Origin of the sequence: Paenibacillus sp. LK1 (assembly GCF_002750415.1) — a bacterium.
Classification (GTDB): Bacteria; Bacillota; Bacilli; order Paenibacillales; family Paenibacillaceae; genus Paenibacillus; species Paenibacillus taichungensis.
This window is the reverse complement of sequence record NZ_PEII01000011.1, coordinates 113,343-136,169: the sequence shown is the minus strand read 5'-3', so window position 1 is coordinate 136,169 and position 22,827 is coordinate 113,343. Positions and strand designations below refer to the sequence as shown.

General features: G+C 45.9%; 21 protein-coding genes. 19 read left to right on the top strand and 2 right to left on the bottom strand.

Annotated features, from left to right (window positions below):
* Nucleotides 1-2: 2 nt before the first annotated feature.
* From CS562_RS23180 to CS562_RS23095, 17 genes are all read left to right on the top strand, one after another.
* A complete protein-coding gene (locus tag CS562_RS23180; protein ID WP_076289007.1) occupies nucleotides 3-722 on the top strand; it encodes a YceI family protein in 720 nt (239 codons plus the stop codon).
* Nucleotides 723-964: 242 nt separating this feature from the next.
* Complete coding sequence (locus CS562_RS23175) at nucleotides 965-5,329, top strand: glycosyl hydrolase 53 family protein (RefSeq protein WP_076289008.1); 4,365 nt, start codon at nucleotides 965-967, stop codon at nucleotides 5,327-5,329.
* Nucleotides 5,330-5,488: 159 nt separating this feature from the next.
* Complete coding sequence (locus tag CS562_RS23170) at nucleotides 5,489-6,505, top strand: iron-hydroxamate ABC transporter substrate-binding protein (RefSeq protein ID WP_076289009.1); 1,017 nt, start codon at nucleotides 5,489-5,491, stop codon at nucleotides 6,503-6,505.
* A 253-nt stretch (nucleotides 6,506-6,758) separates the two neighbouring features.
* Nucleotides 6,759-7,802: an SPFH domain-containing protein gene (locus CS562_RS23165; RefSeq protein ID WP_076289010.1), complete on the top strand. Its 1,044-nt coding sequence runs from the start codon at nucleotides 6,759-6,761 to the stop codon at nucleotides 7,800-7,802.
* Nucleotides 7,799-8,902 carry a diacylglycerol kinase catalytic domain-containing protein gene (locus CS562_RS23160; RefSeq protein ID WP_179087158.1) on the top strand — a complete coding sequence of 368 codons (1,104 nt, stop codon included), beginning with the start codon at nucleotides 7,799-7,801 and terminating at the stop codon, nucleotides 8,900-8,902. Before CS562_RS23165 ends, CS562_RS23160 begins: the two co-directional genes overlap by 4 nt.
* 81 nt (nucleotides 8,903-8,983) lie before the next feature.
* A complete protein-coding gene (locus CS562_RS23155; RefSeq protein WP_099858361.1) occupies nucleotides 8,984-9,697 on the top strand; it encodes a response regulator transcription factor in 714 nt (237 codons plus the stop codon).
* Nucleotides 9,698-9,795: 98 nt separating this feature from the next.
* Nucleotides 9,796-10,686 carry a sensor histidine kinase gene (locus CS562_RS23150; RefSeq protein ID WP_306554840.1) on the top strand — a complete coding sequence of 297 codons (891 nt, stop codon included), beginning with the start codon at nucleotides 9,796-9,798 and terminating at the stop codon, nucleotides 10,684-10,686.
* 171 nt (nucleotides 10,687-10,857) lie between these two features.
* The gene (locus tag CS562_RS23145; protein ID WP_076289013.1) at nucleotides 10,858-11,628 is read left to right on the top strand and encodes an ABC transporter ATP-binding protein; all 771 of its coding nucleotides are present in this window, start codon (nucleotides 10,858-10,860) and stop codon (nucleotides 11,626-11,628) included.
* Nucleotides 11,603-13,552, top strand: a complete 1,950-nt coding sequence (locus CS562_RS23140) for an ABC transporter permease (RefSeq protein ID WP_099858359.1) — start codon at nucleotides 11,603-11,605, stop codon at nucleotides 13,550-13,552. Before CS562_RS23145 ends, CS562_RS23140 begins: the two co-directional genes overlap by 26 nt.
* 104 nt (nucleotides 13,553-13,656) lie before the next feature.
* On the top strand, nucleotides 13,657-14,388 hold the full coding sequence (locus tag CS562_RS33905) for a ZIP family metal transporter (RefSeq protein WP_257219586.1): 732 nt from the start codon (nucleotides 13,657-13,659) through the stop codon (nucleotides 14,386-14,388).
* A 187-nt stretch (nucleotides 14,389-14,575) separates the two neighbouring features.
* A complete protein-coding gene (locus CS562_RS23125; RefSeq protein ID WP_099858417.1) occupies nucleotides 14,576-15,184 on the top strand; it encodes a hypothetical protein in 609 nt (202 codons plus the stop codon).
* Between the two features lie 34 nt (nucleotides 15,185-15,218).
* A complete protein-coding gene (locus CS562_RS23120) occupies nucleotides 15,219-15,869 on the top strand; it encodes a hypothetical protein (RefSeq protein WP_099858357.1) in 651 nt (216 codons plus the stop codon).
* Nucleotides 15,869-16,426: a hypothetical protein gene (locus tag CS562_RS23115; protein ID WP_099858356.1), complete on the top strand. Its 558-nt coding sequence runs from the start codon at nucleotides 15,869-15,871 to the stop codon at nucleotides 16,424-16,426. Before CS562_RS23120 ends, CS562_RS23115 begins: the two co-directional genes overlap by 1 nt.
* A 78-nt stretch (nucleotides 16,427-16,504) precedes the next feature.
* Nucleotides 16,505-17,257, top strand: coding sequence for an SMI1/KNR4 family protein (locus CS562_RS23110; protein ID WP_099858355.1), 753 nt, complete (start codon nucleotides 16,505-16,507; stop codon nucleotides 17,255-17,257).
* A gap of 3 nt (nucleotides 17,258-17,260) precedes the next feature.
* On the top strand, nucleotides 17,261-18,562 hold the full coding sequence (locus CS562_RS23105) for a beta-propeller fold lactonase family protein (protein WP_099858354.1): 1,302 nt from the start codon (nucleotides 17,261-17,263) through the stop codon (nucleotides 18,560-18,562).
* 45 nt (nucleotides 18,563-18,607) lie between these two features.
* Nucleotides 18,608-18,892, top strand: coding sequence for a hypothetical protein (locus tag CS562_RS23100; protein WP_180287208.1), 285 nt, complete (start codon nucleotides 18,608-18,610; stop codon nucleotides 18,890-18,892).
* Nucleotides 18,893-18,908: 16 nt separating this feature from the next.
* Nucleotides 18,909-19,520 carry an SMI1/KNR4 family protein gene (locus tag CS562_RS23095; protein WP_099858353.1) on the top strand — a complete coding sequence of 204 codons (612 nt, stop codon included), beginning with the start codon at nucleotides 18,909-18,911 and terminating at the stop codon, nucleotides 19,518-19,520.
* A gap of 99 nt (nucleotides 19,521-19,619) precedes the next feature.
* Here the strand turns inward: CS562_RS23095 and CS562_RS32655 are convergent, their stop codons facing one another.
* Nucleotides 19,620-19,922: a hypothetical protein gene (locus CS562_RS32655; protein WP_125477319.1), complete on the bottom strand. Its 303-nt coding sequence runs from the start codon at nucleotides 19,920-19,922 to the stop codon at nucleotides 19,620-19,622.
* A gap of 220 nt (nucleotides 19,923-20,142) precedes the next feature.
* Between CS562_RS32655 and CS562_RS23090 the strand changes: the two genes are divergently transcribed.
* Nucleotides 20,143-20,847: a cupin domain-containing protein gene (locus CS562_RS23090; protein ID WP_099858352.1), complete on the top strand. Its 705-nt coding sequence runs from the start codon at nucleotides 20,143-20,145 to the stop codon at nucleotides 20,845-20,847.
* 122 nt (nucleotides 20,848-20,969) lie between these two features.
* On the opposite strand, the gene CS562_RS23085 is transcribed toward CS562_RS23090, so the two are convergent.
* Nucleotides 20,970-22,016: an aromatic ring-hydroxylating oxygenase subunit alpha gene (locus tag CS562_RS23085; protein WP_099858351.1), complete on the bottom strand. Its 1,047-nt coding sequence runs from the start codon at nucleotides 22,014-22,016 to the stop codon at nucleotides 20,970-20,972.
* Between the two features lie 360 nt (nucleotides 22,017-22,376).
* Here CS562_RS23085 and CS562_RS23080 point away from each other — a divergent pair, with 360 nt between their 5' ends.
* On the top strand, nucleotides 22,377-22,823 hold the full coding sequence (locus CS562_RS23080) for a carboxymuconolactone decarboxylase family protein (RefSeq protein ID WP_099858350.1): 447 nt from the start codon (nucleotides 22,377-22,379) through the stop codon (nucleotides 22,821-22,823).
* The last annotated feature ends 4 nt before the right edge of the window (nucleotides 22,824-22,827 follow it).

Genomic DNA, 22,827 nt, shown 5'->3' with positions numbered 1-22,827 from the left:
AGATGAATAAGAAGACAAAAACATGGATGATCTCAGGAGCGGCAGCAATCGTCATTCTTGGGGGCGGAGGGTACTATTTCGCGAACAGTTACCTGGGCAACAATGTTGAGATTGAACAGGTGCTGCCTGCCAGCACTGCAGCTTCCACAACGGAAGCCGGATCGGATAGCGGTACAAGCGTTTCTAACGTTGCAGCGGGAGCAGAGCAATTGAATGGAGACTGGAGCATCAGCGAAGGTTCGAAAGTATATTTTTCGGTAACGACATCCCGGGAGACGGTCAATTTTGCGGACGAGCAGGTTAGTGGTAACTTGACTCTTAATGTAGACGATGCGTCCCAGATGAAAGCGGATGGACAGATCGAGATGAGTGACATTGATTCAGGCAATAGCCAGCGGGATGGACATGTGAAAGAAGCTGATTTCTTCGATGTTTCCACCCATCCACAAGCTGCATTTACGGCTACCTCATTTGAAGGTGTACCAACGGAATGGCCGGCAGGGCAGACCGTAGACTTTAAAATGAACGGAACCCTAACGGTAAAAGGGATTGAGAAAGAGGTTACGTTTGACGTAAAAGCTGCTTACGAAAATGATCAGGTGTTGTTGTCCGCCACAACGATGGTTACCTTTGAAGATTTTGGTATGGAGAATCCACATTCGGTGGTCCTTTCTACTGAAAATGACATTCAGGTTCAACTGGAGCTGAAGCTCAGCAAGTAAGCATATAGTAAGGCTAAAATCTGTTCCAATCTGCCTAATCAGGCAGAGGGACAGATTTTTTTTGTTAGGAATGGGAATCGATCCACAGTGAGCAAGGAATTACCATTCGATGTGTTAAAATAACTGCTGTTTCCTTGGCATAATACCGTGTCCTCGTTTGATGTAAAGCGCTTACAATGATAATGATTTACAACATTCATTGTTCAAAGGTGACCAAACAAATGATAAGGGGGAGATCAAGCGTGCACAAAAGATACATAAGCGGCTGTCTCGTATTACTGATGTTGTTCTGTGATTTGGGTCTGGTAGTTCGGCCCGCAGCGGCAGCGGCGAAAGTAAACGTTGCGCTGAATAAGGCGGTTACGGTCAGCTCAGAAGATCTACAATGGGAGGGCTATAAAGAAAAAGCGGTGGATGGCAATGGAAATACAAAATGGAGTGCGGACAGTCCTACTTCAGTAGATCAACCGCATTGGCTGACGGTAAACTTGGGGGCTTCATACAACCTTTCCGGTGCGGAACTAAAGTGGAAGGATGAAAACGAGGTTGTGAAGTTTTTGGTTGAAGTTTCTGAGGACGGAAATACATGGACATCTGTGGCAGATCACTCTGCCAACGATAAAGCGGAATCACAGGTCAATCTGGATTTTCAGGCAGATGCGGTTCAGTATGTGAAGGTCACGATTCCTTATTATGCTGGTACCGACTGGTGGCCTGGCATTTCCGAGTTTCAAATCTGGGGAGAGGAAGAGGTACGGAACCCGGCAGACATCGTGAAATATGATCCAGTCAACGTGTCTACCGTAAGTCGTACTGCTCCTGTTCTGCCAGCAAAAGTCACGGCACATTACCAGAACGGGAAATCGGGCCTTGTCCCGGTGGCATGGGAGGAAGTTGCCCCTTCACAATATGCATCAGCAGGCAGCTTTACCGTTACGGGTGATGTATATGGGGCTCCCATTCAACCTGAAGCTACCGTTACGGTAGAAGGATATCGCAGTGATTTTGTCAGAGGGGTGGATATTTCCACGTTAACAGCCATTGAGGATAATGGAGGTTATTATCTGGACAGCAATGGAGCAGAACGCGATCTGCTCGATATTCTCAAAGATCGTGGCGTGAACTATGTGCGGCTTCGACTGTGGAATGATCCACAGAAATCCAATGGGTACAACGACAAAGAAGATGTGATTCGTCTGGCCCAGCGGGTAAAAGAGAAAGGCATGAAGATCCTGCTCGACTTCCATTATTCCGATGAATGGGCTCATCCCGGTCAACAGCTTCGTCCGAAGGCCTGGGAAAACCTTTCATTTGATGAACTGAAGACAGCTGTATATGATTACACGCGTGAAGTGGTAGGCGAGATGAAGGATGTGGGCGCGATGCCCGACATGGTACAGATCGGTAACGAAATCAATAGCGGCGTGTTAAATGGATTGAAGAGTAATGTCGACTTTGATGAGAACGTTGCCTTACTTCAGCGAGGAGTGGATGGCGTTCGAAGTATCCAAGGCGGAGATCAGGTTCAAATCATGATCCACCTGGCTGAAGGGGGGAAAGCCGATACATTTGACTGGTACTTCGGTGAATTGCAGAAACGTCATTTGGAGTACGATATTATCGGCCTTTCCTATTATCCATTCTGGCACGGAACATTCGCAGATGTGCGCAAAACGATGAATGAGGTATCCGCGAAATATGGAAAAGAAGTCATTATCGCTGAGACGTCCTACCCTTTCTCGTATAAAAACGGGGACGCTCACGGCAATATTATTGGCAATCCGGAAACGCTGAATGTGGGAGGTGCTACCTTCCCGGCAACTGTGCAGGGACAATATGATGCGATTGCAGGCATTATGGACATGATCTCACAAGTTCCAAATCAGAAGGGAGCGGGGTTCTTCTATTGGGAGCCTGCATGGATTGCGGCCAATGTAGGCTGGATTGCTTCCGAGGGAGACGCATGGGAGAATCACGCCATGTTCGATTATGACGAATATCCGGCGAATGGCGGTTACTCGTATGAAGGGCGTGCCCTGCCATCGCTGGATGTGTACAAACGCGGCCTGGACAATCTGCCCGCAGATCGGAAAGAGCTGTCGGCAGCGATTACACGTGCAAAGGCGCTGGAATCCAGTGATTTTACATCTGAAAGCTGGACCACACTCGCTCCAGCCATTGCAGCAGCTGAGAATACGTACAAATTGGCTTATACATCTGGTGGTATAACCCAACAGGATACGGACGCTGCGACTGCCGCTCTTCATGAGGTTATGCAGCAGCTTGATGTTATAGCGGCGAATCGGAACGGTCTCGAGGCAATCATTGCCGAAGCCAAAACATATAAACAAGCAGATTGGTCTGCTGCAACATGGGCTGTTCTGACCAAGGCTCTTACTCGTGCAGAACAGGTTATGACAGATCCAAGAGCCACCCAGACCGAAGTGAATACAGCAGCAAAACAAGTGGAAGCAGCCATCCATGGGTTGTCCAACGTAGACAAAACGGAGCTGACACAGTTTATCGGTGAAATCCAGCAGCTGACCGAATCTTCGTATACTCAGCGAAGCTGGGCAAACCTGAAAGCGGCATTGTTATCGGCAATCACGGTCAGAGACAAGCAGGATGCCATACAATCGGAAGTGCAGGAGGCTCTGACAATACTTCAGAAAGCCCATAACAACCTTGTTTTGCTGGAGGCATTAACAACAGGTAAAACAGCTACCGCATCAAGCAGTGCCGGTACTGGTGGTGGAAAAGACAACTCGCCTGGGGGAGCGATTGACAGTGACCCCACTACTTCATGGGGAACAGACCAAAGTGTGGATAGTTGGTGGCAAGTGGATCTGGGGGCGACCGCTGTGATCCGTAAGCTGGAAATGTCCATGTGGAGTGGAGGCATTAAATACAAGATCGAAGTATCCAACGATAACAAGAACTTTGTCAAAGTCGTGGATACAACAAGTGATGTGGTTGTATCCACCAGTCCAAGACATATCCTGCCCGCAGGCACGGAGGCACGTTATATTAAACTGACCATTACCGCTGGTTCTCAGTGGGTAGGCTTTATGGATTTTGAAGCTTATGGCATGTTCCCGGCTGACAAATCTGCCCTGGAGGCTACATTGAATTCCGCTGCGAAGCTGCATCAAAGTAATTACACGGCCGCAAGCTGGAATGTGTTTGCACAGGCATTGTCGTTTGCTCATGTGCTTATGGATGATGCAGAAGCCAGCGCACAGGAAATCAGTGCTGCGGATAACGCATTGAAAGAGGCGGTTAGTCAGCTTGTACGGCAAGAGCTGACCCCGGGTCAGCCATCACAGCCAGGTCAACCTGCACAGCCTTCCACGCCTGGATCATCCCAGAATTCCGGCAATCCTCCTGTAACGCCACCTGTCGAATCCGGTAATCCAGGAGAAAGTGGTTCCATTACATTCAAAGGGACAAGTACCGGAGCGGGCACCTATGTGATTCAACCTGAGATGAAACAGTTGTCTCAAATGATTGAAGGAATGGGAGCAGGCAGCAAAAAGCTAACCTTGATTGCAGATGTTCCCAAGGATACAAAGGCTGTGACCTTCCAGCTCAATGCAAATCAACTTCAGGAATGGGCACGTACTCAGGCATTACAGTCGCTGGAGCTCGTCATGAAACAGACATCTGTCCGTATCCCGTTAAATTTATTGAAGGATGCTCGTAATGAAGATGGGGATACAATGGATGTCATTCTAACCGAAGACTCCACAGCCAATCTGTCTGAAGCGCAACAGGAAGCCATCGGTAACCGCAACGTGGTGGTCAGCGTGGATCTCTTGTTAAACGGACAGCTGTTACAGTGGACTGACAGATCCATTGAAATAGCGATGTCTAATGTGCAAAATTCAAATGCAGAAGACAATGTGCTGGCTATCCAATCCCTTTTGCCAAATGGTGAAATGAAACCGGTAACCTTTACTCAATATGATGAAATGACCCAAAGTCTTGCTTTCAAGCCGCTTCAATCAGGCCGTTTCGTGATTACTGAAGTGCAGGTGCCGTTGAATGATTTGCAATCCTACTCCTGGGCCATTAAAGAGATTCAGAATCTGTATGGAAAAGGAATCATTTCAGGCATGACAGATACCCGATTCAGTCCGCAAGCAGAACTGACACGTGTACAATTTCTGCAAATGATCATGAAGGGAATTGGCGAATCACGTTTGCCGGATACATCCACTTCAGCTCCAATGGATGTGAAGAATGATCAGTGGTATTCAGATTCCGTACGTCTTGGTTTGGAGATGGGAATCGTGCAAGGCCGAGCAGACGGTTCGTTTGCAGCAAATGAACGTATTACCCGTGAGGACATGGCGGTAATGTTAAACCGTGCGGTACAGGTCATGAAGCAGAACACCAGTACAACCGTTGATACAACAACCAACAGCACCACATTTAATGACAACGCAGATATCGCTGAATATGCAAAACAAGCTGTTGCAGCGATGCAGGAGCAAGGCCTGCTTAAAGGAATGGCAGATGGCTCGTTTGCGCCTAAACTGCATGCTAATCGTGCACAGGGTGCAGTCGCTGTAGCCAGAATGATGGAGCAGATTTATAAATTTTAAGTGTTTATATGATATAGGGATCGGGTCTTTCTGACTCGATCCCTATGTTTATGGATTTCAATTAAAATGGTAGACAGTTAGTAATCAATTCTGCTATGATTCCAATGATAATGATTACCATTATCATAAAAGTGTTGAATTATAGGGGGCATCATGTTTATGTTTAAATCCAAATCGATTCTTTCCATTTGCACGTTATTTATTGTGTTTACGCTAGTTCTTGCGGGTTGCGGAAATGCAGAAAAGACAACGGATGAAACGGGGAGCGGCTCAGGACAGACGACTGAGAATCAGGAATCCACTGGAACCGATACAGCTCAGAATGAATCAGCGGAAAGTGAAACACGTGAATATGAGACGGATAAAGGGACGGTTACCATTCCTGCACACCCGAAACGCATCGTGACCGATTACTACGGGGGCGAGATTCTGTCTGTAGGCGGTAACTTAATTGGTGTAGAGCCAAGTGCCTTTGATAACCCGTTCATTAAGGACAAGCTGAAAGACACCACAGATGTGGGTTATCCGGTGAACGTGGAGAAGACGCTGGAATTACAGCCTGACTTGATCGTTGTCATGTATGATGATAACTACGAGGAACTATCCAAAATCGCACCAACTGTGCATATCCCATATGGTACAGCGACAGATATCTACAAGACCGTGGAGCTATTTGGTGATTTGATTGGTCAACCTGATCAGGCGAAGGCGTTCATTGCCGATTATGAGAAAAAGGCGGCAGCAGGACGCGAGAAGCTGAAAGGCATCGTGGACGAAAATACGACCGCTGGATTATACGAGTTGACGGACAAAGGAGATCTATGGATCTTTGGCGACAACGCAGGCCGGGGCGGACAAGTTGTATACAATGCTTTGAAGCTGAAAATGCCTAGCAAAGTGAGCAAAGACAATCAGACCGTGCAGCTATCGCTCGAAGTATTGCCTGAATATGCTACTGATTACATGTTCATGACGGTGTACGATCCTGAGAAAAAAGGCGAAGCGCTGAAGGAATTCAAACAGTCCAAAGTATGGAATGGGCTGGATGCGGTGAAGAATCACCGATTCTTCGAGAATGATTTTGACACATTCTATCGATATGATCCAATCGCCATTACTGCCCAGATTGATTTGTTTGTTGATCTGATCTTGAAGAGCGCTGAACAAAACAAATAAATGATGAACGTTGTTTAACGAGGTGATGACTTCTAATATAGGCTAGCGCCTCGCATAACTTAACCCATAATGAGTTGTCATTACTGACTATAATTATAGAAAATCGACCTGCTTTAAGGCTTCTGCCTAAGGTAGGTCTTTTTTTGATATAAAAGCAAAAAAAAGTTGTTAATGTCATATTGACAATATCGAAGTTGTTTGTTATCATTTCGATAATATCAAAACGACAATATTAAGAAATGGGGAATGAGCGATGTTTGGATTCCGATTCGTGAAGTTTCAACCCAGTGAGTACGTAATGAAAGTGAAGAATGGGCAGGTGCAACGTCAAGGTGTAGGTTTGTCTTTCTACTATTATGAGCCGACGACATCGGTGGTGGTTCTGCCTGTATCTTCGGTGGATGTGCCCTTTATGTTCGAAGAAATAACAGCCGATTATCAAACAGTTACGGTTCAGGGTCAACTGAGTTATCGTATCGTTGATTATATGAAAATCACCCAAAGCTTGAACTACACGTACAATTTGCGCAAAAACAGATATATCTCCGACGATCCTGGCAAGTTGGATCAACGTGTAATTACGACCGCCAAAGTTCTGACCAAAAAACATCTGGAGCAAATGCCCCTGAAGGAAGCCATTCAATCGAGTGAACGGCTGGCTAGCAGCATGAAACGGGAAGTGGTGCAGAGTGAGGAACTGGAGAAATTGGGCGTAGAACTGATGAGTTTATCCATTCTGGCTATTTTGCCTAATAAAGAGACGATGCGTGCACTGGAAGCACAAGCGCGGGAAGAGATTTTACGCCAAGCCGACGAAGCGTTGTATGTACGTCGTAATGCATCCATTGAACAGGAGCGGAAAGTGAAGGAGAACGAACTAAACACGGAAATTGCCGTTGAGACGAAGAAACAGCAGATTCGAGAAACGCAATTACATGCCGAGCGCTCAGTGAAACAGAAACAGAATGAGATGGAACAGGAACAGCTTCAATTCAATACGGCGATGGAGGAACGGAAACAACAGCTTATAGAATTAACGATTGCCAATCAGAATGCCGAAGCTGATGCCAAAGCCTATGAAATTGCTGCCGTGATGAACTCGTTACAACAGGTGGAACCTAGCGTGCTACAGGCGATGGCTAACATGGGTATGAACTCGGATAAACTGATTGCCCTTGCATTCCAGGAGCTGGCTGAGAATGCCGGGAAAATTGGACAGCTTAACATTTCACCTGATCTGCTGCAAGGATTGATGAATCCACCGACAAGAGAGCAGCAGGGAGGTCGGGCACGATGAGACTTGGGAAGGCAAGCCAGTCTGAAGCTGCACACACTGCGGGAGGAGAACCTATGACCGAATACAAGTTGATTCTGGTCAAACGCAGAACGAGGCTGGAAGAATTGGTGGTCCGTTATAACACGGTCCAACAAGCCCAGTTCTATATCGAACGCCTGGGAGCAGACTTCAGTGATTACCTGGAGGAGGACAGACGTTATCATCATTCCGTGAAGCAGGCCCAGCAGCAGCTCAGCCAACTGGGCCGGGTTCAGACTATTGATCGGGAACATGTGCCCAACTTTATTTTTGGAGCACAGGACATTGTGGTAGTAATCGGACAGGATGGACTTGTTGCCAATACGCTCAAGTATGTAACCGAGCAGCCGCTCATTGGTGTGAATCCTGACCCCATGCGTTGGGACGGGGTATTGCTGCCATTTACGGTAGAGGATCTGAGCTTCATAATTCCTGATGTTATTCGTAAACGCCGCTCCCTGAAAGAAGTGACGTTGGCCAAAGTGGAGCTGAATGATGGGCAGTATCTTTATGGCGTCAACGATCTGTTCATTGGTAGAAAGACGCATGTATCTGCTCGTTATGAAGTTCGCATGGGTTCATCGGTAGAACAACAATCCTCCAGCGGAGTAATTGTATCCACGGGAATGGGATCGACGGGCTGGTTCAAAAGTGTGCTGGCAGGTGCTGCTGGAGTCGTGGGCTCGGAAGCATGGCTGCACATCCAATCGGGTGAAGCGTTCATCCCCGATAGAGACAGTAGAAGCTCTCATTCAAACTCGAACCCTAGAGGGAAAGGTTATTCAGAAGCACATATCGCCGCGACAGCATCTGCACAGGGGAGCATGAGCGACATGAATCACTTTGGCTGGGATGCGCCTTATCTGTATTTTACTGTACGTGAACCCTTCCCTAGCCGGACGACTGCAGCCAATCTCGTGTTTGGACAGATTCATCCAAAACAGCCTTTGCAGATTGTCTCCCAGATGCCGGAGGACGGTGTTATTTTCAGTGACGGGGTAGAACAGGACTTTCTCGAATTTAATTCCGGAGTGGAGGCGACCATTGGCTTGGCAGAGAAACGTGGACGTTTGGTGGTCTGATCCTTTATTTCCAATCCGTTTTTGACTAGAATGGTAAACTAGATGTAGAAGATATGTCAGGGAACGGAAAGAAGGTTGACGATGCAATCGATATTGCTGGTTGAAGATGATGCCAAGCTCGCAGGATTGCTGGGTGAATATCTGATCCGAAATGGTTTTCAAGTGCAGATTGTGGCAGATTTCCGTCATGTTCTGGATGAATTCATGCAGTTCGGTCCGGATTTGGTATTGATGGATGTAAATCTGCCTCAATTTGATGGCTACTACTGGTGTAGACAGATCCGTTCGCATTCCATATGTCCCATTCTATTTATTTCGGCTCGTGACAGTGGCATGGATCAGGTTATGGCGCTGGAGCATGGGGCGGATGATTATATTACGAAGCCTTTTCAATATGAGGTCGTACTTGCTAAAGTTCGTAGTCACCTGCGTAGGGCATATGGGATGTATGCAGCTGTTCAACCAGAAATGAAAGTGAAAAATGGCTCTATGCTGCTGTACCCCGAAAGATATGTACTGGAGTTCGATGGTCGTTCCGTGGAGCTGACACAGAAGGAATCCGTATTGGTCGAGGCACTGATGGCCAAGGCAGGCCGGGTAGTGGGCCGTGAGCGTTTGCTCGAACTGATGTGGGAAGATCAGCATTTTATTGATGATAATACGTTGAATGTGTACATTACTCGTGTTCGCCGCAAGCTGAAGGATCTGGGAGCTGAAGAGGTTTTGGAAACTGTTCGCGGAGCGGGCTACCGATTGCTTGATTTGGAGTCACCTGTCCAAGAGGACCGACAATGAAACTGTTCTTAAGAGATCAGCTACCCCTCATCGGATTTTATTTGTTGCAGATGCTGCTTGTCCCATGTGTATATTGGCTTTCAAATGAGGGTCGCCCCATGAAGATTGTACTTTATGGCATGTTTCTGAGTACAGTGGTATTGCTCGTGTATCTGACCGTACGTTATTTCCAGATTCATCCATATTACCGTGTGCTCCAGCAGCCACAACGGCTGGTACAGGAGCCTTTCCAATCACTTGGTAATGCCCCTGTGGCTAATTGTTTACAGGAATTGATGCATGAACTGGAGCGTAACCGTCAGCATGAGATGGGGCAATTGCGCATGCATAGTGAGCAGCAGGTTGTATTCATGAATCGTTGGGTCCATCAGATGAAGACACCCTTGTCCATTATTCAGTTGACCCTGGAAGATGTGGATGATGATAAAACTGCAGGCAGTATACAGGATGAGCTGGATAAAATGCGCAAAGGGTTGGAAATGGTACTTCATTCTTCACGTCTGGAACAGTTCGAAGGGGATTTTCGCGTAGAGCTTTTGTCTCTACCCGAGGTGGTTCGAAGCAGTGTAGCTGAGAATCGACGTTTGTTTATTCGCAGAGGAATTACGCCGGTTATCCAAATGGACAACGAACTTCTAGTTTATAGTGACTCCAAATGGCTGCGGTTCATGTTAACCCAGATTTTGACCAATGCCGTCAATTACTCAGATAGCAAATCAGGAAAAAAAGTCATGATTACTGCCTATATGAAGGAAGAACGAATCGTATTAGATATTCAGGATCAGGGTATCGGCATATCGGCTGAAGATATTCAACGTGTGTTTAATCCTTACTTCACTGGAGAACGGGGAAGACAGTATCATGAATCTACAGGGATGGGACTATATCTGGTCCGTGAGATCAGTGCACGTTTGGGTAACCAGATTGAATTGTTCTCCAAACCGGATGAAGGAACATTGGTCCGATTCAGCTGGATGAATCGAAAATAGAAGTGCTTTGCCTATGGGCGAAGTGCTTTTTTTATGGAATAGGAAGAAGGGGGAACATAACCTTAAACGCTGTGTAAGGAAAGTTTAAGGTAAATCGATAGCAGGGTTGTAGGAGGTCGTTTAGGATAAGGATATGAAAAGAAAGCATAGTTTAGTTGGAGGGGAAACACCATGGAAATGTTACAAGTTTCGGCACTAAACAAAGTGTATCAGGGCAAAGTGCAGACTCAAGCCCTTAGTGATATTCATCTGACCATCAAGCAGGGTGAATTTGTAGGGATTATGGGACCATCGGGAAGTGGAAAAACGACGTTGCTCAATATGGTCTCGACCATTGATGAACCAAGTTCAGGCAAGGTGCTGATTAATGGCATGAATCCGTTTGATATGAAAAAGAAAGAACTTGCCATGTTCCGACGCAGGGAACTCGGGTTTGTATTTCAGGATTTTAATCTGCTCGATACCTTGACCGTTGCTGAAAATATAGTACTCCCCTTGACGCTGGACAAAGTCAAGCTGAAGGAGATGGAGAGCAGACTCAATCGGATTACCACTCACCTTGGAATTGATCATATTCTGGATAAACGCATTTATGAAATCTCGGGTGGACAGCGGCAGCGTACAGCCATTGCCAGGGCCATGATTAATATGCCATCCATTGTACTGGCCGATGAGCCGACTGGTGCATTGGACTCCACCTCATCTCAAGCGGTAATGGAATCGCTTGAACAGATCAACCAGCAAGAGAAAACAACGATTATGCTGGTCACGCATGATCCACTTGCCGCAAGTTATTGCCATCGAATTGTGTTTATCAAGGATGGCAAGCTCGCAGCCGAAGTGCATCGTGGAGATAACCGCCAGACGTTCTTTCAACGGATTATTGATACATTATCCTTCTGGGGAGGGAATTCGCATGAGCTTTCCTCAGTTCGCCTTTAATAACATTCGCCGAAACGGGCGAGCGTACATCGCCTTTTTCCTAAGTAGTGCATTCATGGTCATGATATTCTTCGCGTATGCAATGTTTATCTATCATCCGTTTGTTGAGAAATTGCCGATTGGCAAGACTACGGCAGCGGGAATGCAGGTTGCCTCCGTCATCGTGTACGTATTCGCGATCTTCTTTGTTATGTATTCCATTAGTGCATTTCTGAAATCACGGAACAAGGAATTCGGTATTCTAACCATCTTGGGCGCGGAACCGGGCCAGATTCGAAGGCTGGTCATTCTGGAAAATATGTTTATCGGATGTCTGTCCATTGTGGCTGGAATAGGTGGAGGCATGTTATTATCCAAGCTGTTCCTGATGTTAACCACCCGATTTATCGGTATGGAGGATCTGCCTTTTTATTTCCCTGTGAAGGCCATGTTGATTACGGTGATTGCTTTTTTAGTACTGTTCTTTTGCATTTCCCTGTTTACATTGGTCTTTATCGGAAATAAGCGAGCTTTGGAGCTGCTTACGGGTTCGAGCAAACCCAAGAAGGAACCTAAAGCATCTTGGATATTCTCTATTCTCGGGCTTGCGTTTCTGGCTACGGGATTCCTTGCGCTTTACGGTAGTTTGTCGAGTGAGAGTATTCTGATCGCTGCTGTGACAGGCATTGCAGGTACGTATTTTTTTTACTCGCAGCTTTCCGTGCTGGGTATTCGTCTGTTGAAACGTAACCGCAAACGGGTGTGGCATGGTACACGCTTGCTATGGATTTCTGAGATGAGTTACAAAATAAAAGATAACGCACGCATGCTGTTTATGGTGACGGTGGTTATTGCAATTGCTTCCATGAGTGCAGTGGTCATTTTGTCGCTGGATCAACAGAATCGACAAGTATTTAGAGACAATCATTTTCCGATTCGTTATAACGTGTACAGTGCATCGGAAGAACCTAACATGGCACCCGTCAATGAGGTTCTTGACGCTGCGGGTCTTCAATATCAGAATGCTTATCTGAAATATTTTTGGACAAGTACGGATGATAGCGGCATCAGTGTGATGTCTCTAAGTGATTTCAACCAGTTCAACACAATCCAGAACAAACCGACCTATACGCTCTCAGCTCATTCCAGTATATTCATTGATTCACGCAATGTGGAGAAGCCTCGACATGAAGAAAGATTTCGTTCCTATGCCAAGGGCGATCAGTTAACGCTGGATATGAATTCAGGGCCTGTTACACTCGATATTAAATATACTGAAAATGAACCGGAATTCAACGGACTTCTGTATACATCAGCCCTAGTTATTGTAAGTGATGAAGAGTTTAAAGCTCTTACCGGACAATTGGACAAAGATGCTGTTTCCGGTAAATATCTTTATCATATCCCTTCATGGGGGGGATCGGTGCCCGATCGGCAATCATCTGAAGTGATGGTAAGTGATCGGCTGAAGGGCATGGATGAGATTATTAGAAATAACTCTAATGATAAAGATTTTTCAGGTTTTTTCACGACGCGATATGCTGACTTCGAAGAATTCAGACAGACAACGGCACTCTTTACCTTTTTGGGGATATTCATCGGACTGATCTTTTCGATCTCCTCAGCCAGCTTTCTCTATTTCAGGCTGCACACGGATCTTGAGGCAGATGGGAAAATGGTGCATTCCTTGTCTAAAATGGGTCTCAGTTTTCAGGAGATGAAACGATCATCCACAATTCAGATCGCGGTTCTCTTTTTCTTCCCAATCCTGATCTCAATTGTTGAAACGCTCGTTGTTGTTAAGCCGTTTTTGACAGAATTCGGTATTACGAATTATACTGTTCCGGTATTAACCGTGTTTGGTGCATTTCTGCTGGCACAGACCTTCTATTTCTTCGTCATTCGTTCAAGATATATATCTTCACTACGCAAAATGATGGTTTAAAGTTAGCGGTTTTATATTAATCTGGTCATGTCCCCTGTTTTTGTTGTCTATGCTCCGGTTAATGGAATGATAGATCATAATGAACATGAGAGGGGTCATCCCGGATGTGGACTGCATTCATGTGGGGCGGCATCTCCGCCTCGGCTGTTGTCATAGGAGCACTTGCTGCGCTGTTTCTGAAAATTCCGAAACGAGTTATTGGCTGGATCATGGCTTTTGGTACAGGGACCCTGATTGGTGCAGCCGCATTTGAATTAATTGGGGATGCTCTGAATGATGGGGGGATTGTGCCGACGGCCATTGGATTTACCTCAGGGGCCGTCGTGTACACGCTGTTCGATTTGCTCATTTCCAGTAAAGGGGGAGCAGGGCGCAAGCGTTCGGAAATTGCCGGGAAGGGAGATTCCAGCCAGAGCGGACTTGGTATTTTTGCAGGGACGGTCATGGATGCTATTCCTGAATCAATCATGCTGGGGGCCAGTCTACTCGCCGGGAACGGTGTCAGTGTGGTGTTGGTTGTTTCTATCTTTGTGAGTAATATTCCGGAGGGTCTGTCCAGTACGGTTGGACTTCAACGCAATAAATACTCCCGCTCCAGGATTATTCTCTTGTGGCTGGGTGTACTGATCATCTCTGCACTTGCAGCATTGGGAGGATACCTGTTCCTGGAGCAGCTTCCTGATGAGATGGCCGCGGCTATTGGGGCATTTGCCGGAGGAGGCATTATTGCAATGATCTGCTCCACCATGATGCCGGAAGCGTTCGAAGAAGGTGGGCCGGTAGTAGGTTTTATCGCTTCAATGGGATTGCTAGTATCGCTTTTACTTGATCTTTGATTCCTTAAGTTAAATGGGGAGAAGAGTACCTTTCAGATAATGATCTGGAATAAGGTGCTCTTTTTTACGTTGTGTTTTCTTGTGCTAATCACTGGAGTTACATATAATTTTAGGTAGAACAACTGGGAAATGCTGAGTGATTGCTTTTAGCGATTATCTTCATGCAGGGGAAAGGCAGGGATTGAAAATGAAACGTTTCGAGGATGAAGGGGCTTATAAATACAGCTTCTACGCTGTTCTTCGCCGGGGAGAGCAGGTCGTTGTGAGATGTAAACAATGCAGCGGGCACGCCTTTATTATCTTAGAAGAAGATCATCTAGCATGGAAATGTTCGCAATGTTATGCTCATGGAATTCAAGAGACAGAATATCAGTACAATGCCAAGAACAATTGCATTCGGTGTGAGCGCTGGTTCAATGTTGAAGTGACGGATGAGAAAAAGATAACTCACAAATCGTCACATATCGAATGCCCGCACTGTGGGACTATTAATCATGTCGAATTACATAAAAAGCCAGCATTTCAAGGGTGTTATCCCGATATACGGGATGGACGCGACCCTGTGTTTGATATGGAATTGTACTTTCTGGATTATGTTAGAGGTAAGGTGGTATGGGCTGTTAATCGGGAGCATTTAAACTATCTGATCTCATATATTTCGGCTGATTTGCGCGTGAAACCTGGAAATGTACCTGTGAAGACGGCTTCACATTCCATTCCCGCTTATATTAAGAACGCCAAGAACAGGGAGCTGGTTGTCCGCACATTGACCAAACTTCAGCATAAGACTGGATAAACCAGCAGAACGCGAGCCGTAAAGGAGGATGATCATGAAATTCCGTTTAAAGATTACGATATTTGCAGTGATAATAGGCGTATTACTCATTCCAGCCTATTTCATTTTACAGACGTATGGTGTGTTTCAAAAAGAGAAGGTACTCTCTGATTATGCTCTTGCTGTCGACGTGAATGGCAAATCCTATGAAGCCTGGCCGCTCATCAACAGTTTCGCTGCCATGGACAAGGAGGAAGACAACAGGCAGTTATATTACCGTGTAGATATGAATCATATTCAATACCTTTTTCACATCGCTTATCAGGAGTTTGATGTTCGACCCAGTGAAGATAATCCCTATCTGGCGGGTACAGTGAGCTATCAATCCACAGAAAATGAATATGTAAAATCCGAAAAGCAATATACCAATGCCAAAGATTTTACAACGGTATTGAATTTTTATAATAAGGACAAAGAGGTGATTTATACTTATCAAAATACTGGGAAAGGGGATGGACAACTGGTCCAATCCATCATTCATCAGGGGATGAGTCGTTCTAGTAATGGAGGCAGCGAAGCTGCTCGTGATCCTTATATCAACGTTACGGCTTTGTTCCATGATAAGTTAGACATCGATGTGAAGCTGGATGTAGATGAAGAACATAAAGTCGTAACCATTCGAATGAATAAAGCGGAGGCGAGATGATGAATTTATTTGGTGTACATAAAGGACCTACATATTTGGAAGGTTTGGTTCGGGAGATTTCGGATGTTCAGACTCATGAAGTCGAATGGAAAGGCAAGTTGCAAACGAGCGATGGACATGACAAGTTCCATATCTTTTATTATGGTGACTTAACCGAAGATGATCTGATAACCTGGCATGATTCGACACCACTCATTGTATATGCAGAGCATACCGTAACAGGGGAACGTTACTTGCTCATCGATTCAGCCAAACATGGTTATGATGCGATGTTGTGTGAGACATATCCAGAGGAAGACCTGAATAACAGGCCGTTACGGCCCTACCTGGACGTTGAAGGGGAAGACATATTTGAAGTACAGCTATCTGCCTTTTACAACGTGCCGTGGGATGATGAGTTCGGGGAAGATGTAGATGAAGATGGAACCTACGAATTAATTACGGGAGAGCGCATGGATTTTGAGCAGGTGAAACGTGACGGCTATGATGCATTTGCCATTAGTATTGTCAACCGCAAGGGTGTACTAACCGAAATTGTGCAGGAAGAATTGGCTTAGCCTTTACCTGGTTGAATTGCTGACCGATTGAATGAACTATCGTGAATTGAACGAAACGATCGTAGGGAGATGTCGTGAATGTATATAGTAACTCATGCGTTGAAGCCCGTACCGGCTAAGGAACTGGATCATTTTGAAGAACAGCATTCCATCTCGTTACCTGCGTCATATCGCCAATGGCTGGAACAATACGGGGAAGGCACGTATACGGGCTGGATGAATGTGCAGCGGCCGGATCAGGAGGTACTGAAGCCTTTTGCTGAATATGATTTTTGGATGCACACGGAGGATACACCAGTTACTCAGGATCAGCTTCAGGAGTGCATCAGTATCGGCAGTTCGGTGGATGGTGATTTCCTGGCGATTCATCCAGATGTGAAGGGATTGTTGTGGCTCCCGCGTCATGATGAGCATATTATTCTGTGGACATGCTCTGAAGCAGACTTTGGAGAGACACTGGACCAGATCTATTGCGAGTATTACCATCAGGATAAACCGCTGACCCCGGCGTATTTTGAACCGTGGAACGAGCTGCGAAACCATACGTTCTACCACTTGGTTAACGTTGAGCGTGAAGGCTCCATGAAAGAACTGGCCGATTTGTGTAAAAGTAAATTCAAGTGGGATGCAGTGATGGAAAATGAGTATACATGTAAGCTTTTTAGGGTCTCCATGGGTGGATATTTACGTTTTAATTATGCGAACGGCAGGGAAATTGCGCTTTTCTATGAAGAAATGCACGGGATGGAAGGTGCAACGGATCATGATCTGGATCAATTTTTGCTGGCACATCACTGTACAGTTATGGACAGAGGCGGAGTGGAGGAATAATCATTGAGTTGGATAAACGAAGAAATTGCGGAAACATGGCGTAATGAAGGCAAACGATACGCAAAAGATGTCAATGCATTTGTACGCAGAGGCATGGCAGGAGAACAACTGGATGAATCGGAGCTCGCGGAGGATGCCAGAACGCAGATCAGCACTGAGGTGTGGGAGATGGTGAAGCAAGCCAATCTTCAAGGGGATTTGGAACGGCTCCGGCTTGAACTGCCTGCTGCAACATGGCCAATGAACGAACATTTTCAATCTGCCATGCAGGCCGTTCGGGTGGTAGGTTATCTGAACACAGAAACAATAGTATTCACAACCGGCACCTTCACGGAGAATGGCTGTGTATATACGGCTGATCCAAACGGATGGTTGCCATTCTCTCAGTATACCTTCGCAGGTTGTTCGTCAGATGGTGTAGATTATGCGCTGGCCGGATCGGAAGGTATTCGTATCATCAGACAACCAGATCGTCAACTAGAAGGACACGAGCTTGCGGTGTATCGCTGGGAAGATATTCAATCCAGTATTCAGAAGGCTTTGCCACGCATTGAATCCCTTGCTGACTGTGAGCATCCGGAACGCACACTTGAAGGACTTATTCCATTCAATGATGGGAAATCCGTTCTTATCTTCTCCAATTATGGAATCTACCTGGTAGACCAAGATCAGGTATCCCTGCTGCACCCGGATCCGGCAGAGATCGAAGAATATGAGTTGGAAGATACACAGATTGATATGGGCCATGCAGCAGTCTCACGTGACGGTCGCTGGATTGCCTACGGCAGCCAGGTCAGTAACCATATGGTTCTGGATCGCAAACAAAATAAGACGTATTCCCTTTATCCTGAATCCAGCTATCCTCATTATGCGGTATTCACTGCAGACAGCTCAGAGGTATGGTTTAATGCCTGTCACTTTTATAACGGTGCTACAATACAAGTTCAGCTGGAAACGATTGATGGTAATGAGAGTAAGGAAGATTGGCCTGTAATGGATGAGAATGCCCGTGTTTACGCTGCAGTGGAGTTGGGTGCAGGCATGGTGCTTGGTGACGCATACGGATATTTATATTGTGTGAATGGTGATGGGCAGGAAGTGTGGAGACATTTTGTAGGCAGCACCATCTATTCCTTGGCGAGCTCTCCTGACCAGTCCAAGCTTGCAGTGGGTACGTTCGGGGGCATGCTGCATATTCTTGATCTGCACTCTGATCAGATGGATGAGTATGGCATAGGCACAGGCACCCTCCGTGAAATTGAGCGCTACGTGTTATGGCGTGGAGAAGAACCTTTACGTTGGTGAACACCAGTGATTGAAGATCGCAGATTGGGTAAGGTGGAGGTTGAAATGAACCGTGAAGAAGCAGCTCCTGAACTAAAGCAATCTACCCTGGATCGTGAAGTTATGGCTTCACTGTGGGGAATCACCCACCTTGGACGTGCTTGGGCCGTCGAGCCTGAAGGAATGTTGCGTAGTAATCAATTGATATCAGATGCACAGGTCGCGTTGATGGAACGTTGGCTGGATCTGTTTTCCTACGCTGTTATGGTCCTGATCGAAGACGGAGGGGAAGAAGAGGCGTTCTGGGGATATCAGGAATATGTGCGGGAACGGGTTGTTGAAAAGAGTTGAAAAGGGAGGGGTGTGTATGACACCTGAGGCTAATGCAAAATGGAATGATTTGTTTGATGCGTTGAATGAGCTCCTGAACGAAAAAATCCATGATGATGAAATTCGGCAGTTATACGAGGAATACCAGCATCGGGAGGGTGTCTCTGAGGAAAGTCTAAATGCATTTGAAACGGAGTATGGCGTCCGGTTGCCGGAGGATTTTCGTGCCTTCTATAAGCGGAAGGATGGCAGTGGTTATGCATTTCATATCTTGTATCCGGGTGATGCGGAGGCAGAGGAATGTAATCCGTTTTATCTGATGTCATTGCAGGAAATTCGGGAAACCAAACAATACTTCTGTGAAGTAGATGAGAAATTGGACGAGTACTATTCTGACGAAGAGATCAGCAAACTGGACCCGGAGATTAAGCCCTTCTTATTCCATAAAGCTTGGATCCCTTTTGCAACGATGGCGGGAGGCTCCCTGTATTTGATGCTTGATTTTGATCCGACAGAGAAAGGAACCTACGGGCAAGTGATTATGTATGTGCATGATCCGGACTTTGTCTATTATGTATCTGAGACGTTTACAGACTTGCTGGAAGTGTCCAACCGTAATCTGAAGATTATGGATGAGATTGAGTATTGAGCAGGCAGGATGCTGTTCGAAAGAAGGACATCATTGGATGTTTTAAAAGAAAGTTGAACAAAGACAGGAGCTGCCGATAGCAGCTCCTGCATTGCTATTTTACCGTTGGAAGAAACGATGGCCGTGGAAACCTCCGCCAGGTCCACCAGGGCCCCCGGGTCCTCCGCCATGTGGTCCGCCCGGATAGCCGCCTCCAGGGAATGGACCGTGTGGACCACCCGGGTAACCGCCATGCCATCCTGGGCCTCCAATATGTCCGATGGGAAAGGGCAGCGGAAACGGTACGATGGGTGGATAGGGATATGGATAAGGGTAGGGGTATGGATAGGGTGGCGGTGGATAATAAGGGTAAGGATAACCCGCAGTTGGCGGGATAGGAACTGAACCAGGTCCGTATGCCATGATGCATGCCTCCAGTGTTTGATTGATGATATTAGCCTATGCTGCGATGCAATGGAGTGACACAGAGGGCATAATAGAACGTGGTACGGGTAAAGGTGGATAAGATTTGGTAGCTGTATCATAACCCTTCAGCAGAAATGGGCTCACGCATAGAAGCCCAGAGCATAAGCTGGCGTTATAGGTTATCACCTAAACCGAGAGCGAAGGGCAGGCGTTTATTTTGGCAACTTCCTATATGGACTATACCTTACCAACCACCCAATTTACATTTGACGTGAACCAGAATCCTTTCTTCCAAAAAGACGGAAATAACTATATTAACTTTCTCTCCATTCATCAATTAAACACTTTGGGTAACGTATCCTTACTGGACATTTTTCTTAGCACAGGCAATGTGGTTGAACCCCATATTCATCAGAATGCATCCGAGCTGGTGTATTGCATCAGTGGTTCCGCCGTCGTTTCCCTTATAAACCCGTTTACTAATGAGTTGCTGAACTTTACGATTACTCCGGGTCAAGTAGCTAATGTTCCGCAAGGTTGGTGGCACTATGAAATTGCAACGGTAGATCAGACCCATCTGCTGGCTATCTTCGATGCCCCGGTTCCTGAAGCTATATTTGGTTCGGATATTTTACGACTGACACCTGCGAGTGTTCTGGCCCATACGTATTGTCTGGATGAGAACAAGGTGAAGGAAACACTTGCTCCAATTCAAAAAACAGTAATCGTTGGTCCGCCAGTGGACTGTGTTACTCAAGTTTCTCCGGCAACAAACATGCCGCAGCCAAATAGTCAGCCTAACGCACAGCCGTATGTAAATCGCCTTCCATATTGGGGAACATGGGTTGATCCACGTATTATTCACGAACCAGGCTGTCCGTATTATACAGAACCTCCTGTGAATACGAATAATCAAGGGTAAGTGTCCGATATAAGGCATTTATATGGGGTAAAACCCAGTACATTGTCACGAGTGAAAGTGTAGCAACTATACAAAAGAAGCGTTCGTAGGAACGCTTCTTTTTGTATTCATTTGTATTTATTTTATGATGTGTAATTCCGTCCCAAACCAAGCTCTGTCAATAACTGACGATAAGCGATAGAGGTACGGTCTGCGGGAATGTGCGCTTCTGCATGCAGATCCAGTGGCAAATCCTCTGGCTTTTGTGATTCCACCATTTCCCGATCTTCCTCAAATACTTGCAAGTTAAACTTAATGGTATCTTCAATCGGAGCATCCTTGTCAAAGTTACGGGTAATCGGACAGAACAACCGCGTAAAACGTGCTGAGATGGGAGAGGCACAGTTCAGAATGTTCAGCTTATCGTTCTCCGGGAAGTGAACCGTCAGTGATGCGGCGAATGGTGGAAATACGCGGAATTCACGCAGCCACTGAAAACCTTCGGGTGCTATATTATCTTGACCTTTGCCATAGTTGCTAACAGAACTCCAGTATTCGGCAAGCAGTTCTTTGCCTTCGCGTTTTACTTTGTATTGGGGCACTTCCGTGTTGTTTCGGTCCCCGAACGTCTCGGTATGCACGTAGGCAAAATGGGATACATCCAGAAATCCTTCCATTTGACGCCCAGCAGAACCTGCGATATCAAAGTTCGGGGGCAGGATATTAATATAATCTGGATCATCCCATCCCGGGAATGCAGGAATCTGCTCGTCGGTACCCGCAAGTGAAGTCCAGATGAGGCCATAACGTTCAACCGCAGGATATACGATAAGTTTCAGTTTGGGGGAGATTTTGGAGCTGGGGTGTGCAGGCACGGCGGTACATTTACCCTCACAGTTATAACGGAAACCATGATATGGACAGACGATTTCCCCATTTTCTACCCAGCCTTTACTGAGCGGAGCGCCACGGTGAAAACAAAGATCCTTAGCAACTACAACTTTATCATTGCTGCGATACAGGACCAAACGGACATCAAGCAATTGAGCGGCAAGTGGTTTATCTGTCACTTCGCTTGCCTGAGCAATCGGATACCAATATTGAGATAATACATGCCAGTCTTCAGCGGAGAACGTACAACCGCGAGGCAGTTCGAATGTAAGTTGAGGATTGGAATTGGAAGTTATCATGGAAGTCACTCCTTGCTAGGATAATGAATCGTTCATTTGTTTATGTCAGGAAAGTTTACTTTGTAGCCGTATGTTACTACTCTTTTGTTTCGTGTATCAATATGTATAAGGATTATTTGTTCAAAATCACAAACAATACATCAAACAGCTAACATAAATACGGAAAATTCTGTTTATACATAACGCTTTACGTGAACTATATTCATATCGGGCAAGCTCCACGCAAATTAATTATCTTAATTATTGATCGAGCTATATTCTGTGCCCTAATATGTTGAAAATTTTTTTTATAGAAAAGTGTCACAGATGTGAGCCTTGATTTGTCTTAAGGTAGTAGACCAAAATACGGAGGCGAATGCAATGAGTTTAAGAGTGAATTATAGAGTGGCTAACCAGGGTGCTTTCAAAGCAATGATGGCATTGGAGCAGCACATTTCAGGTCAGTTTGAAGACAAACCGTTATATGAGATGCTGAAAATCCGTGTATCCCAAATCAATGGTTGTGCGTTCTGTCTTGATATGCATGCCAAAGATCTGTTGAAGCTTGGAGATTATGCCGATCACATTTTGCTGCTGAGCGTGTGGCGCGAGGTGCCTTTGTTTACGGAAAAAGAACGTGTTATGCTGGAGCTGGCTGAGGCCGTAACACTTATTTCCGAACAAGGGGTACCACTTGAATTGTATGAAAAAGTTAGAGAACATTTCAGTGAGGCTGAACTTGTGGATCTGATCATGGCGATCAACACGATTAATAGCTGGAACCGGATTGCCATTACAACAGGGATGTATCCAGGCTGCTTTAATTAAGTAA

Excerpts from the sequence above, each read along its gene's own strand:
- CS562_RS23150 (WP_306554840.1), top strand. The coding sequence starts at position 9,796 with ATGAAGATTGTACTTTATGGCATGTTTCTGAGTACAGTGGTATTGCTC.
- CS562_RS23100 (WP_180287208.1), top strand. The coding sequence starts at position 18,608 with ATGAACCGTGAAGAAGCAGCTCCTGAACTAAAGCAATCTACCCTGGAT.
- CS562_RS32655 (WP_125477319.1), bottom strand. The coding sequence starts at position 19,922 with ATGGCATACGGACCTGGTTCAGTTCCTATCCCGCCAACTGCGGGTTAT.
- CS562_RS23095 (WP_099858353.1), top strand. The coding sequence starts at position 18,909 with ATGACACCTGAGGCTAATGCAAAATGGAATGATTTGTTTGATGCGTTG.
- CS562_RS23165 (WP_076289010.1), top strand. The coding sequence starts at position 6,759 with ATGTTTGGATTCCGATTCGTGAAGTTTCAACCCAGTGAGTACGTAATG.
- CS562_RS23125 (WP_099858417.1), top strand. The coding sequence starts at position 14,576 with ATGAAACGTTTCGAGGATGAAGGGGCTTATAAATACAGCTTCTACGCT.
- CS562_RS23110 (WP_099858355.1), top strand. The coding sequence starts at position 16,505 with ATGTATATAGTAACTCATGCGTTGAAGCCCGTACCGGCTAAGGAACTG.
- CS562_RS23155 (WP_099858361.1), top strand. The coding sequence starts at position 8,984 with ATGCAATCGATATTGCTGGTTGAAGATGATGCCAAGCTCGCAGGATTG.
- CS562_RS33905 (WP_257219586.1), top strand. The coding sequence starts at position 13,657 with ATGTGGACTGCATTCATGTGGGGCGGCATCTCCGCCTCGGCTGTTGTC.
- CS562_RS23115 (WP_099858356.1), top strand. The coding sequence starts at position 15,869 with ATGAATTTATTTGGTGTACATAAAGGACCTACATATTTGGAAGGTTTG.
- CS562_RS23080 (WP_099858350.1), top strand. The coding sequence starts at position 22,377 with ATGAGTTTAAGAGTGAATTATAGAGTGGCTAACCAGGGTGCTTTCAAA.
- CS562_RS23160 (WP_179087158.1), top strand. The coding sequence starts at position 7,799 with ATGAGACTTGGGAAGGCAAGCCAGTCTGAAGCTGCACACACTGCGGGA.
- CS562_RS23120 (WP_099858357.1), top strand. The coding sequence starts at position 15,219 with ATGAAATTCCGTTTAAAGATTACGATATTTGCAGTGATAATAGGCGTA.
- CS562_RS23145 (WP_076289013.1), top strand. The coding sequence starts at position 10,858 with ATGGAAATGTTACAAGTTTCGGCACTAAACAAAGTGTATCAGGGCAAA.
- CS562_RS23085 (WP_099858351.1), bottom strand. The coding sequence starts at position 22,016 with ATGATAACTTCCAATTCCAATCCTCAACTTACATTCGAACTGCCTCGC.
- CS562_RS23180 (WP_076289007.1), top strand. The coding sequence starts at position 3 with ATGAATAAGAAGACAAAAACATGGATGATCTCAGGAGCGGCAGCAATC.
- CS562_RS23140 (WP_099858359.1), top strand. The coding sequence starts at position 11,603 with ATGAGCTTTCCTCAGTTCGCCTTTAATAACATTCGCCGAAACGGGCGA.
- CS562_RS23170 (WP_076289009.1), top strand. The coding sequence starts at position 5,489 with ATGTTTAAATCCAAATCGATTCTTTCCATTTGCACGTTATTTATTGTG.